Source organism: Candidatus Methylacidiphilum fumarolicum, from assembly GCF_949774925.1.
GTDB lineage: Bacteria > Verrucomicrobiota > Verrucomicrobiia > Methylacidiphilales > Methylacidiphilaceae > Methylacidiphilum > Methylacidiphilum fumarolicum.
In genome coordinates, this window is record NZ_OX458932.1 from 1,077,153 (window position 1) to 1,090,938 (window position 13,786).

A 13,786-nucleotide genomic window follows, 5' to 3' on the forward strand; every position below is an offset into this window, starting at 1 on the left:
GCTGCTTTACCAGAAAACATATTTGACACCAGCGACACCAATATATTGGAAAAAGTTACCTAAAGCAAAAGAGGCTTGTGCAGGCGTATTTGTCATTATATTAAAGTGAGCCACATTTTTGAAGATTGAAATTGAACTATCAAAGTAAATGAATTTCCCTTCAATAAAAACACTCAGATGATCAGTGATGTAATATTCTGCTCCCATAATTTCAGCAAGAACAAAGGCTCCGGTTGTACTGGAATGGGAAGTATCGAATCCACCAACTGGAGCAAGTCCAGTAATATTAGAAGCTGTAACGATTCCTCCTCCAATTCCAAATCCAATATATGGGGCAAAACGATAGGGAGTGATTAATTTGGTTAAAGAATTAATTGTCATAATCCCCACATTCAATTGCATGTCAGGAGTCACGCTGCTACCATGGAATACTGGCCCAGAAAAAGTCCCTATGTTGCCATTCATTGGATTGGAATAGCCAGCATAGAACCCATCGAATTCTACTGCTTCGGTTACTCTATAAGGGGAATGACCGATCTGCCAACCTTTATATTGGTAACCGACTTTTAGCCCTCCAATTCCTCCCCAAGAGCCACCATAATTTCCCATCCCTATGTTTCCTTTTGTGTCTGTATAGGTCCATCGGTCGGAATCTAGGTATCCTCCACCACCATACAGAGCCGCATAAACTCCTGGATGATAGTGAAAGGTATCGATTTTAGATAAATTCTTTAAATTTTTTGATAATTCTTCTTTTGCTTTAGGATCTGAATTTTCCACAGATACACTATTGTCATCCCGAAAGTCAGCCCCCACAAGAGGCAAAGTAAGAATGCTGGAAAAATTAAGGATTAAAAAAAGGGAAAGGAAGGTTAAAAGGTTAATTTTAGGACGCATATAAAAACCATATTATCAAAGATATTTTTTTTCTTTTTTGACAAAAATAGAAACAACAGTCAAAGAAAATTATTAAATTCATTAATCTTTTTCTTTATTATCTGGATGGATAGGTTTTGGTAAACGATGCTTGTAAAGATTTGATTCGATGACTTTCTGGATAAGCTGGTCGGCCCCATCCAGTTCTCTTTCATAAATATGTGCCTCATATTTTTCCTTTGGGAACTTTACTAAAGAACTTAAAATAGGTTCTCCTTTTTTGTCTACATGGGTCAGTGCTATGACTGAAAGACCAGGTCGTAAGGGATGTCTTTTTAGTTCTTCGGGAGAAAGACGTATTCTAACAGGCACTCTTTCGACTATATGAATATAGTTTCCGGTTGCATTTTCAGGAGGCAGCAAAGCAAAGGCGCTTCCTGTACCGGGATGTAATCCTTCTACCTGACCGTGATAAATGAGTCTTCTTCCGTAATAATCCACTGTAATAGTAACGGGTTGGCCTGGACGAATTTTTTTCATTTCTCTTTCTCTGTAGTTAGCTTCTACCCATAGGTAGTCCAGAGGTACAATTGACAAAAGATAAGTATCGGGATGGACTTCATCCCCTGGCTGAACTTTTCGATTGGCAATATAACCAGTAACAGGTGCATAAACTTCCCTTCGGACATAATCCAAATAGGCATTTTTCAGTTCGGTGGCGGCTTGTTTGACTAGAGGATGATCCTCTATTTTTGTGTTGAAGATTTGTGATTCGGCATCATAGAGAGAAGCTTCATCCTGCTTGACTTGTGCCTCAAGTTCTTTGACCTGCTGCTCAGTATCATCCACAAGTTGTTCGGATACGGCTCCATAAGAGACAACACTTTTATAGCGTGCTAAATCGTGTTTGAGCCGATCTAATCTAGCAATTTCTGCTAACAGTCGACTCCTGCTGACCTGGACTTGGTAGAAGAGATCTTCAACCCTCCTGACCGTTTCTCCTAGATTAGCTTCTGCCCGTTCCAGAGCGACTCTTGAATCAAGCCTATCCAACCTGACTAAGACCTCTCCTTGATGCACCAGCTGGGTATTTTCATAGAGTACTTCTGTGACTACACCACTGACTTGTGATTTCAAGGGGACAAGATTGCCTATAACATAGGCATCATTGGTGATCACTACACGACTAAAAATAAAAAACCAAAGAATGAAATAGAGAAGTCCTATAAAGAGAATACCCAAGGTTACGAGGACAAGCCGTCTGTTGCGTATGACTTTTCTTCGGTATTTAGGTGGAGTAGAAGCGATTATTGACCTATTTAAATACCGCAAAATCTTCTTCCATGGATCCTTGAGATTGGTTGTTTTTTTTTCCGCTTCATTCGATGGACTCATATCCACCCCCTAATGCTAAAAAAAGGCCGACAGCTGCTTCCAGATGTTCAGCAGTTCTATTACTTAATGTTATTTGAGATTGAATCAGTGTATACTGTAAGTCTAAAAGATCAGTCTTGGTGTTAATACCAGCAGAAAAGAGTCTTGCCGATAGTTCAGCATTAGATTTAGCTGAACTTGTAGATTGTTCCTGAGAAATCAGATTTTTATCCGTTTCTTTCCATACGGCCAAAGCATCGGCTACTTGTTGGAAAGCCGAAAGCAGCGTGCTGTTGTAACTTTCAACAGCAATATTGTATTCTTCCTGAGCTACGACAAGTTCCGAACTGAGTCTGCCAGCAGTGAAAATAGGTAAATTCCAGGCAGGCCCAGCAATATATAATAAAGGTAAAGCGGGATTGAGAAAAAGGGTTGCAAAATTCAAAGTTTCAAAGCCGACGAGAGCAACGAGATCAAGATTTGGATAAAATGCCGTTTTTGTAACTTTGACTTGATGGGCAAGAGCTTCCGCTCTCCATCGGCTCACAGCTACATCAGGTCTTCTTCCTAAAAGATCGAGAGGAAGAGACTTTGGCAAGGGAAATCGTTTTGGGAAGGTCGATTCTTTTACTAAAATAGTTCTACCCCAATCGGGACTTTGTCCAGCCAGCCTGGCAATTTCATCTCTTAAGATTTTCGTTTCTCTTTCAAGGCTGTTAACTAGTTGGTTTATTGTTTCCAGCCTCTGTTCAATGGTATGCACGGGGAGTAGGTTTTCTATGCCACTCTTTTTTCTCATCTGAACAAGATGAAGCAGTTCATTGATGATTTGTTGTCCACTCCTTGCTAGTCCTAATTCTTCTTCAGCGGAAGCCAATCTGATGTATCTGCTAGCGAGGGTTGTGCTCAAAAAAAGTCGGGCGAGAGCATATTCTGCTTCAGAAGCCCTTGCCATGCCAATGGCTGCTCTTACCCGAGCTTTATCTTCTCCCCAAAGATCTAGGTGATAGTTTGAGAGGGCAGGAATGACACTCCAAAAAAAGAAGCTGTTGTCTCCGAACGGACCAAAAAAACTGCTTCCAGGAAGTTGCAAAACTCCCAGGGGAACCGGGAAAAGAAATTGCGTGGAACTAAAGGAAGGGAGGTAGCGGCTACGGGCACCAGCTGCAATGGCCCATGCTTGATGAATCCTTGAAAGTGAGGCTTTTAAATCAGGATTTTTTCCCAATGCTATAGTTATAATCCGATTCATTTCTGGATTGTGAAACTCCTCCCACCAGCGAAGAGAAGGCCATTTTTTTACTATTTTTTCAGAAGAATTGTCAAATTGGGCATCAAGCGTTTCTTTAATCTGTGGAGTATCAAGGGGAGCTGCAACACGTGTGTCTTTTGGCAAGGTAGCACAGCCAGTAATCATTATGCCAATTAACATTGACATAAATAGGAGAACATGAGCATTACAAAACCTGTCTTTTTTCAAGGGCTCCATAAATAAACAACGCTGCATGATAATATTTTGCTAAGACTAGTATAATTTTTGGGTCATTCTTCTCTTTTCGACAAACATCCTAGAAAATTTTAAGAAAATTATATTCCTTTTCTTTTCATGGCTGGAATCCAGACTAAAATAGCCATCAGAAAAAAAATCCAGCTACAAAGCCTGTAGGTGTCATCCAGAGCTAAAATAATGGAATGGCTAGCCGCTTGTTCTACCATCTTCGATTGGATCTGTAAACTATTCAGGCCCAAATGTTGGAGTGAGGCTATAAAGCTTAGACTTTCTGAATTCTGACCTGTAAATGTTTCAACAAGTCGTGTCTGCTGGAAATCACGCCTATGCTCCATCAGCATGGTTCCAAGAAGTCCTCCACCCCAAGTAAGAAAATAAGTGCGTAAGAGAATACTTGTATTCACTGCAGATTCTTGGTTTTTTTTTGATAATCCATTAATGGCTATAGCATTGAGTGCTGGAACAAGACCAACATAGGCACCATTGAGGATTTGAGTAAAAAGAATGTATTGATTGAAAAATTGATCAAAAAAGGCTCTTTTGTTGAAAAAATCGTAATAACCAGTCCAGTAGCAGAAGATGCCTAAGAGAGTTAAGAGAAGGGAAGCGATCAGTTTGGGATTGATTCTCGGAGATAAAAAAACGGATAGGGGATAAATAATCGGTAGAAAAAACAATAAGGGGGCCATGGCTAGTCCGGCTTGAAAAGAGGAGAAGTTCGTATGGTTTTTCAATACCTGAAGTGTAAAAACCAGAGTCGAGAAAAGCCCATAGACAATGGCAAAGGAAATAGGGGTTATGATAGAGGAGATGAGAAAGGTTGGTTTTAAAAAAAGTTTGAGGTTGATGAAAGGGTTTTTCTCACCCATTTCCCAAACAACAAAATAGATAATTGAGATCACACCAAAGAGAAAAAGAAGGTCAATAAAGGTGGAATTATACCAATCTTCATCCTGTCCCCGCGTGACTAAGGTTTGAAAACACAGAGCAGCAAAGAGCAAAAGCATAAATCCAATCCAATCAAAAGGAAGGGGAACGGGCTTATCTTCCTGTCTTTTCTCGGTAAGAACAATAAGAATCCAGCTTATAATTAGCCCACAGATGATATGAAGAGTGCAACTTGTCAAAAAATAGGCTCTCCAGCCAAATGATTCATTGATAAACCCTCCGACTACTGGACCAAACCCAAAGACAGAAACCTGAAGAAAGCCGAAATAGGTGGTCACAAAAGGCCATCGACTAATTGGATAGTAATCGAGGAGATTAAGTTGGCAGAGTGTCATTGTACTACCCCCAGAAATACCGAGAAGGAGTCTAAAGAACAAGGAAAGATAGTAGTCTGAACTGATGGCAACAAGAAAATCAAATAGAGCAAAAAACCCGATTGATAAAAGTAAAGATTGCACTCGACCAAAAGCTCGATCAAACCAAGGACCTATAAATAGCCCGAATGCCTGACCAGCGAAATAAATCGTCGAAATCCAGGAAGCATGACTTGGGCTCACCCCCAAATCTCCTGCCGGATAGAGATTAAAGGTGGCATAAGCAGGAGGACTATAGGTACCTAAAAGAAATTCGATACTAAAAAGCCCCTGTAATAAAACAAGCAAAGCCGGCTTAAGTTCTTTTTTAGTTTCAAAAGCCATTGTCTAAAATTTTTTTCTTCGATTTCTATATTTTCTAAAGAATCAAAACTTAAATTCAATACTATTGATTTTTTTTTCGAAATGAAAATTTTTAAAAGAATAAAAATTCATTAGCCTCTAGAAAACTATTAATATAAATAATATTGTTTTATTTTTGCTTATTGTCTTTTTTTGTTTCTAGAGAAAATCCTTTTGTAATGATAGAATCATAAATATATCTAATATCTATGAGAAATAATAAAATATGAAATATATTTATACTTTAAAACATTTTTCGAGTTTAACTTTTTAATTGTATTAATAATATTTTTTTATAGGTATGGTTAGGATTCCTTCTATGCGGCAGCAAATGGATAAAGTTTCTTTTTTTTTTCTGCATCTTGTGCTAAGCACAGAATTTTTGCTGGCCGTTTATAGCTCATCAGCCTATGCGGTGCTTAACAGGCATGCTGTAGGAGAATTAGGCCAAAGCCCAAGTCATGCGATGTGGACTTCGACCATTTTTTTTATTGGTAGGGCTTTGGGAATGTTTCTCAGTCCATGGTTATCAACAGCTTATGGTAAAGCGCGTTCGCTTTTAGGAGCCATTATCATTCTTATTTTGAGTAATTTTATCTTGGCTTTAACAACTGACTTCTATCTTTTTCTTTTTTTTAGGCTTCCTTTAGGCTTAGCAGCTGGAGCTGTGATGATGCTTTGTCAATATGTTTTGATGGATTTTTATCCGATCAGTAAATGGCCATTTGTTACAACTCTTTTTGGATTTCTTCTGTTGACGACATTTGGCTTTGGACCACCCTTTGGGGGGGTACTGCAAGAATACCGATGGAATTGGAGAGATTATTTTTTAATTAACCTTCTTTTGCATATGATCCTTTTTTGGATACTCTTTGTTTTTCTAAGAAAAAAGAATGACATAACTCGTAGCGTTCCTTTGGATTGGATCGGTCTTTCATTGCTTACTGTTTGTTTTTTTTCCTTCCAGATAGTCGTCTCAAGAGGACAGGATGAAGATTGGTATAATTCATTTTTTATTAATTGTTTCTTTTTTTTAGGGATGAGTTCTCTCGTTTATTTTATTGTCTGGGAATTGGGAGAAAAAGAACCATTCTTTGATGTTCGACATTTTCTAAAACTTAACTTTTCCATTGCTAACGTGCTTGGACCAATTTCTTTCGGCGTTCTATATGGTGCCTTTTCTGTGCTTATTGGAGCACTCCAGCAATTAGGTTATACATCATTTCTTTCTAGTCTGCCTCTTCCGCCTATGCTTTTCTGTCTTCCTTTTCTTTATCCTCTGTCTGTGTTTCTTTCTAATCGTTCTGATCCAAGGCCCGTGGCAAGCCTCTGCTTTGCCTTGCTATCTCTCTTTTGCTACATGACAAGTAATTATGACTTTTTCAATCGTCGATCCTTTTTTATTCAGACAGTTCTGCTCTCTCAAATCTTGTTGGGAGGTATGGTTGGGTTACTGCCAGCAATCAATCGGATAAGTATTGAAGACCTTTCAAAGCGCAATCAGCAAAAGGCGATAAACGAGGGTATTTTGCTAAGGACTTTTTCTTTTTCTATTGGTGGAGGACTTTTAGGCACGCTCTTAGAGCATCGAACTGCTTTCCAGCAAGTTCGTCTTGTTGAAACCCGTAGCTTGTTTGATCCTCAGGTGGTTGAATTTCTCCAAAGACTCAGAGATTGGGGACTTGATTCCATGCAGGCATTAAAAGTCTATGGGAACTTAGTCAGCCAAAGAAGCTATATTTTAGCGGTTGATGACACCTTCCGGTTTTGTGCGATCCTTTATTTGTTTATCACCTTTTTCATATGGTTTGCCAGGATTAAAAAAACTTAAGCCTAACACAAATTGATCTTTAACTAGCTGAAGGATTGCTCCAGGTCCAATTTTTAATTTCTGGCATATCATCCAGGTGGGCTCGAACATAAGTAGTGTGTTCAGCTATTTTTCTTTCAAAAAAGACGATCAAATTTTCTCCTTTTGTTCGGAGATGAGGGACACCTTTTAAAGCGTATTTGATTGCATCAATGGCCAGGTGGTACCGGCTCATCTTATTGAGAACGACCATGTCAAAAGAGGTTGTGGTTGTTCCCTCTTCCTGGTAACCACGGACGTGGAACCTGGCCGGATTAGGTCGTCCATGAATGAGGTCGTGGACCATTCTAGGGTATCCATGAAAAGCAAAAAGGACAGGTTGAGTGGCACTAAAAAGATGAATAAATCTCTGTTCATCCATTCCATGAGGATGATAGGCTGGGGGGGAAAGGGTCATCAGATCGACAACATTCACTACTTTGACTTTAAGCTCAGGAAAATGTTTTTGTAGAAGCCAAGAAGCAGCCACTGTTTCCAATGTTGGGACATCCCCCGCACAACCGAGAATGATATTAGGGTTTCCTTCATCATTACTAGCCCAGGTCCAAATAGAAGCCCCTCGGGCACAATGAGCACGAGCTTCCTCCATATTAAGCCAATTTAGAGCTGGTTGCTTTTCAGCGATGATCAGATTAACATAGTTTCTGCTTCTTAAACAATGATCCATGACCGAAAGCAATGTATTTGTATCTGGTGGCAGATAGATTCTGATGACGTTTCCCTTTTTATTAATCAGTGTATCGATAAATCCAGGGCCTTGATGGGTATATCCATCGTATTCCTGGCGCCATACATGGGAAGACAATAGATAATTAAGAGAAGCTATAGGTTTTCTCCACGGTATTTCCCTGTACAGTTTTAGCCACTTGGCATGTTGACTTGCCATTGAATCAAGAATCATGGCGAAAGCTTCGTAAGAAACCAACAGTCCATGTCTGCCGCTAAGAAGGTAGCCTTCAAGCCAACCTTGGCAGCAGTGTTCGCTCAAAATTTCCATGATCCTTCCATCAGCAGATAGATGATCGTCATCTGGATTTGTCCTGGCTACAAAACAGCGATTTGTAACCTCGAAAACAGCTGAAAGCCGATTCGAATCCGTTTCATCAGGACAAAAGATACGAAAGTTTGTTGGATTTCTTCGAAGCACATCTCGAAGATACTTTCCTAGAACATGTGTGGGTTCTGATACGGTATTTCCAGGTTGTTTGACACCAACTTGGTATTCAGTGTAATCAGGCAAAACCAAATCGACTAAAAGACTTCCCCCATTCGCATAAGGACTTGCACCCATTCGAAGGCTTCCTTTTGGGGCAAGATTTGAAAGATCTTTTCGTAGTTTTCCAGATTCATCAAACAGTTTTTCAGGATGGTAACTCTTAAGCCAAGATTCTAAAAGTTTCAAATGTTCAGGATTTTCTCGTGCATCCATCAGCGGACTTCTATGAGAGCGATAAGTGCCTTCTATTTTTACACCGTCCACTTCTTTGGGGCCAGTCCACCCATCTGGAGTTCTCAACACGATCATGGGCCATCGAGGCTTGGAATGCACCCCTTTTTCTTTTGCCTCTTGTTGAATCTGCCGAATCGTTGCGTAGGCTTTTTCTAAAGCAACACCTAGTTCCGTATGGACCTGCCTTGGGTCGTTTCCACAAACAAAGAGAGGCTCATAACCCATGCCAGAAAAAAACATAGCTATGTCTTTATCTTCCATCCTTCCGAAGATAGTGGGGCCAGAAAGTTTTCCATCATTTACATGGAAAATCGGTAAGACAGCTCCATCCCTAGCGGGATTGAGAAAATTTATTGATTGCCAGCTAGCAGCCAACGGTCCAGTTTCTGCTTCGCCATCACTCACAACAGCTGCTGCAATAAGCTCAGGATGATCGAATACGGCACCAAATGCATGCAAAAGAGAGTAGCCCAGTTCACCACCTTCGTGGATAGATCCTGGCGTCATGGCGCTTACATGGCTGGGAACTCCGCCAGGAGAAGAAAATTGCCTGCAGAAAAGAGTGAGACCATCTAGATCTTGAGAAATTTCAGGATAAAATTCTGAATACGTCCCCTCCAAATACAGGTTTGCCAGAATCGCCGAGGAACAATGTCCGGGTCCAGTGATAAAAAGGAATTGAGCATTGGTTTTTTGAATTAACCTATTGAGCTGAACATAAACGAGATTTAATCCTGGTGCTGATCCCCAATGACCTCGAATGCGTGGCTTCAGGTGTTCGGGTCTTAATGGAACTAGGAGGAGGGGATTTTCTTTTAAATAAAATTGGGCAGCTGCCAGATAATTTGCAGCGTTCCAATAATCAATGTGAAGATCGATGTTTTCGATATCAGGTGCCATAAGTAAATCTCCTGTAGAAAAAGACTTTTTAGGGTTTAGGGAGTGAAGTTTGCTTAAATTCTATATCAATAAAAGTTAAGAAGGAAAATAAGTTTCTAAAAGAATACTTTCCTTCGGATTCCATTCAAGGGTTGTTAAGCCATCATACTCTCTAATTAATAAGCTTGCTATAGCTAATGAATTCTCTGATCTAGAGCTGTCGACCATGGAACATTGCCTAATTAGAGCAAAAGTGAGACTTTCGCTTTTCTAAAACCTATTTTAACAATAGCTCTTAGTGTGGTTCAACTACACAGCACAAACGGTTTTCAGATAACCTAAGAGGGTTATGGGTGAATGGATGGTCATTAATTCTTGCTTTTTGGAGATGGCTTCTTTTTAGTTTCGGAGGTTTTTTTTGAGGATTTTCTTTTTTTAGAAGTTTCTCCTTTTTTGGATCGGCTAATAGCTCCATTCTTCTTGCTCTCCTTAGCAGGAAATTCGAAGCTGATCTTTCCTTCTTCGTTCAAAACAAGATGGGCTGAAAAGTTTTTCTTTCTCTTTTTAGATCGAAATTGGGTAAGAAGAGAGGTCTTTTTCTCTTTCAGAAGCTTTTGCATTTCCTCTCTGGATAATTCTTGACCAAGAATTTCTTTATTTATTCTAAATGTACACTTGCGGCTTCCATTTTGCGAGGATTGAAAAAAATTAGCACAGGCATAGTATCCTTTAGTTTCCACTACCGATGCTTGATCCAGAGGGCAACTTCCAAGAGATTCTTCAGAAAGAATTTCTTCAATGTTTTCTTGTGGTTCCTTTTTTTCATAACCAAAACTGACATGACCACTTTCGTCATCTAATTTTAAAGAGGCGCTAAAAGGATCCCCGCTTTTATTATAAAAGCCTTTAAGAGGGCCAATTTCTTTGTTGGTAAGCAGACCTTCCAGTTCGTTGGGAAATAGCGGCCGTCCAGCGATATACTTTGTCAATCGAAAGGAGTTATCAAGGGATCTGTATTCGTACAAGGTTTCTTCGATGGCATGGCCTTGAGGACTAGAAATGGGAAGAGGTTTTCTAAAATTATCGATTGAACCGAAAGCTTTGACTTTTTCGACAATCGATTCGGTCAGCTGGTAGATTTCCTTCATGAATTTTTCTTGAGGATAGTTCCCTTTTTCCATCTGCTGTAGTTTAAATTCCCATTCTCCAGTAAGTTCAGCGGATCTTAAGGTGTGGATATTGATAGCTTCCAACAGTTCAATGAGAGAAAATGCCTTTGGGGTAGCCAAAAGTTCTTTCCCCTTTTGCCTTCGAATGTAACCATCTTCTATCAATCCTTCAATAATTGCAGCTCTGGTTGCCGGGGTTCCCAACCCTTTTTTCGACATGGCTTCACGAAGCGTTTCATCTTCAACAAGATTGCCTGCACTTTCCATGGCTGAAAGAAGGGTTGCTTCTGTAAAATGAGCTGGGGGTTTTGTTTCTTTAGTAATGGTTTCCAATGCAATAGCTAAAACTCTTTCTCCTTGTTCGATTGGGCAGAGCGATTGTTCCTTTTCCTCTTTGTTTTCTGTAGATTGTACGGCTCCATAAACTTTTAACCAGCCAGCGGATCTAAGGCTTTTGCCTTCGGTTTTAAAAGCTTCCTCTTCAATAATTGTAATCCGTTTTGTTACATCCCATTCGGCTGGAGGGTAAAAGGAAGCCAAAAATCTTCTTACAATAAGTTGATAAATTTTTTCCTCACTAGCATTGAGGGATTTAGGGGTATTAGTTGTTGGAATAATGGCAAAATGATCGGAAACCTTCTGGTTATTAAAGATCCTATTCTTTGGATTCACCCATCCATGAGCTAAGATTTCTCTAGCAAAAGCTAGAAATGATTCAGTAGAAAGACTTTTCAGCACTTCTTTGACTCTGTCGACATAATCTTCAGGAAGAAATTTAGAATCCGTCCGTGGATAAGTAATCAGTTTGTGATTTTCATATAAGGATTGCGCAATCTGTAAGGTTTTCTGGGCGCTGTAGCCTAAACGATAATTAGCTTCTCTTTGAAGTGTTGTAAGGTCAAAGAGTAAGGGAGGGGACTGTAAGGAAAGTCTTTTTTCTTCAGTGGCATTCCCCCATTTGTTCAAGCATTTTTCCACAATTTTCTGACATTGTTCCTGATTCCATAGCCGTTCAGGGTGATTGTCTTCTTTGTCTGATTGAGAGCTTTTTTCTAAAAACCATTTCCCTTTATATTCTCCTTGACGGGATCGAAATGTTCCCACGATTTCCCAATAAGTCTGTGGTTTGAATTGAAGGATTTCTTTATCCCTCGCTACAACCATTGCCAAGGTCGGAGTCTGCACTCTACCGACGGAAGTTAGCCTAAATCCATTGGATTTGGAATGGATAGCGGTAAGGGCCCTTGTTCCATTTATGCCAATAAGCCAATCGCTTTCTGATCTTGATACTGCTGCACAGGCCAAGCCCTCTACTTCGTTTAATGTTCTTAGATTTCTAAAGGCTTCGATAATGGCTTCTTTGGTCATCGACTGAAGCCAAAGCCTTTGTATGGGTTTATTGACATTCGCATAGCGAATGAGATACCTGAAAACAAGCTCTCCTTCTCTTCCAGCATCACAAGCATTGATAATCAGATCAATGTCCTCTCTATGGAGCAAAGAAACCAGGAGATCGAGTCTTTCTTTCGATTTTTCTATCGGTTTTAAGGAAAAGGAAGCTGGGAGAATGGGGAGGTTGGCTAAAGACCATTTTTTGTGTCGAACATCCATTTCCGCAGGCAGGCAGAGTTCAACGACATGTCCGACTGCTGAACTAATCACCATCTTTTCATTTTCATAAACCGCATGCCGTCCTTTAGGAAATCCTCCCAAAGCTTCGGCAATATCTTGAGCCACACTAGGCTTCTCTGCAATAACCAATTTTTTACCCATCTCGTTCTTTTGTTTGTTTTGCTTATTCAATGATATTTATTAAAATATTTTACACAAGAAATCTAAAAGCATCTAAATGAGCCATTCTAGTTTTTCCCTTTATAACGTCCGGAAATAACACCTTCCAGAAAGTAGACAAGCGATTTTTTTTCATCTCTAATCGATTTAATACAGAAAACAAGGTAGCGAAAACTAACCCTGCTTTTCTGATCAATTCTGCTACAGAATTTTCTTCAGCATCCATCGCTAGATATATTTGTTATTCATCCTTAGACAGTTTAATTTTCGAGGCTCTCGCTTTATCCCCTGTCTTTGAATAGACCAAAGGGGATAAATAACTAATCTCTTCAAGAATATCCTCTAAGGCACATACAAGCTTTGCTCCCTCTTTGATAAGCTGATTGGGGCCAAAAGCATAGGGATTGTCTATTCGACCAGGAATAGCAAAAAGTTGTCTATCCTGTTCCAGAGCTATGCGAGCAATTAAAAGGGAGGCACATCCCTGAGCAGCTTCCACAACCACCACCCCAATAGATAAGCCACTAATAATCCTATTTTTGAGAAAAACTGTGGATCGGCTAGGTGCTGTTCCAGGAGGAAATTCACTAAGGATCAATCCTTTTTTCATGACCTTTCCTAACAATTCAAGATTCTGAGGAGGATAACACCTATCCAGTCCTGAACCCATTACGGCCCATGTAATTCCCTCTGCAGCTAGAGCTCCAAGATGAGCGTGGGTATCTATACCCAAAGCACAATCTGAAATGACAGCAAATCCAACCCTAGCAATTTGATAGGCGAGTCTTCTAGCTATTTTTATGCCATAAGGGGTTGGATTTCTGCTTCCCACGATGGCAATACCATAGTTCCATTTTTTAGGAATCTGTCCTTTGCAATAAAGCAGTAAGGGCGGAGAATCAATAGCTTTGAGTACCGAAGGATACGTAGGGTCCTCGTAACAAATTGCCTCTATGCCAAGGTTCCTACACTGGTTGATTTTCTCATTAATCTTATATTCATCAATGGGCAGGAAAATTTTCTGAGTGATTTTTTGGCTTAAACCACATTTTTCAGCAATCTCTTTTGATGTAGCATTGAAGACATTTTCAATGCCACCACAACCGGTCATGATTTTTGCTCCCGTTGCCGATCCTATTTCCGGAATTTGTAAAAATCGAAGATAAAGTCTTACTTTGTAATCATTGTTCATGCCAACAGTTC

Annotated in this window: 9 protein-coding genes; 1 reads left to right on the top strand and 8 read right to left on the bottom strand. The window is 39.9% G+C overall.

The genetic code is table 11. The features are described 5' to 3' along the window. Nucleotides 1-6 precede the first annotated feature (6 nt). The 4 genes from QOL44_RS04910 to QOL44_RS04925 all read right to left on the bottom strand — a co-directional run bounded on the left by QOL44_RS04910 (nucleotide 7) and on the right by QOL44_RS04925 (nucleotide 5,406). Nucleotides 7-897: a hypothetical protein gene (locus QOL44_RS04910; RefSeq protein ID WP_009058938.1), complete on the bottom strand. Its 891-nt coding sequence runs from the start codon at nucleotides 895-897 to the stop codon at nucleotides 7-9. An 81-nt stretch (nucleotides 898-978) separates the two neighbouring features. Further along, a complete protein-coding gene (locus QOL44_RS04915) occupies nucleotides 979-2,271 on the bottom strand; it encodes an efflux RND transporter periplasmic adaptor subunit (RefSeq protein ID WP_009058937.1) in 1,293 nt (430 codons plus the stop codon). Next, a complete protein-coding gene (locus tag QOL44_RS04920; protein ID WP_228343209.1) occupies nucleotides 2,255-3,682 on the bottom strand; it encodes an efflux transporter outer membrane subunit in 1,428 nt (475 codons plus the stop codon). The genes QOL44_RS04915 and QOL44_RS04920 overlap by 17 nt, the downstream gene beginning before the upstream one ends. Before the next feature lie 155 nt (nucleotides 3,683-3,837). Next, complete coding sequence (locus QOL44_RS04925; RefSeq protein WP_009058933.1) at nucleotides 3,838-5,406, bottom strand: MFS transporter; 1,569 nt, start codon at nucleotides 5,404-5,406, stop codon at nucleotides 3,838-3,840. Between the two features lie 337 nt (nucleotides 5,407-5,743). Between QOL44_RS04925 and QOL44_RS04930 the strand changes: the two genes are divergently transcribed. Further along, a complete protein-coding gene (locus QOL44_RS04930) occupies nucleotides 5,744-7,255 on the top strand; it encodes an MFS transporter (RefSeq protein ID WP_244229044.1) in 1,512 nt (503 codons plus the stop codon). A gap of 19 nt (nucleotides 7,256-7,274) precedes the next feature. Here the strand turns inward: QOL44_RS04930 and QOL44_RS04935 are convergent, their stop codons facing one another. From QOL44_RS04935 to dprA, 4 genes are all read right to left on the bottom strand, one after another. After that, nucleotides 7,275-9,644, bottom strand: coding sequence for a phosphoketolase family protein (locus tag QOL44_RS04935; protein ID WP_009058931.1), 2,370 nt, complete (start codon nucleotides 9,642-9,644; stop codon nucleotides 7,275-7,277). Between the two features lie 347 nt (nucleotides 9,645-9,991). Next, the gene (locus tag QOL44_RS04940) at nucleotides 9,992-12,565 is read right to left on the bottom strand and encodes a DNA topoisomerase III (protein WP_009058926.1); all 2,574 of its coding nucleotides are present in this window, start codon (nucleotides 12,563-12,565) and stop codon (nucleotides 9,992-9,994) included. A gap of 49 nt (nucleotides 12,566-12,614) precedes the next feature. After that, nucleotides 12,615-12,809, bottom strand: coding sequence for a hypothetical protein (locus tag QOL44_RS04945; RefSeq protein WP_045086661.1), 195 nt, complete (start codon nucleotides 12,807-12,809; stop codon nucleotides 12,615-12,617). A gap of 15 nt (nucleotides 12,810-12,824) precedes the next feature. After that, the gene (dprA, locus tag QOL44_RS04950; RefSeq protein WP_009058924.1) at nucleotides 12,825-13,775 is read right to left on the bottom strand and encodes a DNA-processing protein DprA; all 951 of its coding nucleotides are present in this window, start codon (nucleotides 13,773-13,775) and stop codon (nucleotides 12,825-12,827) included. Between the last annotated feature and the right edge of the window lie 11 nt (nucleotides 13,776-13,786).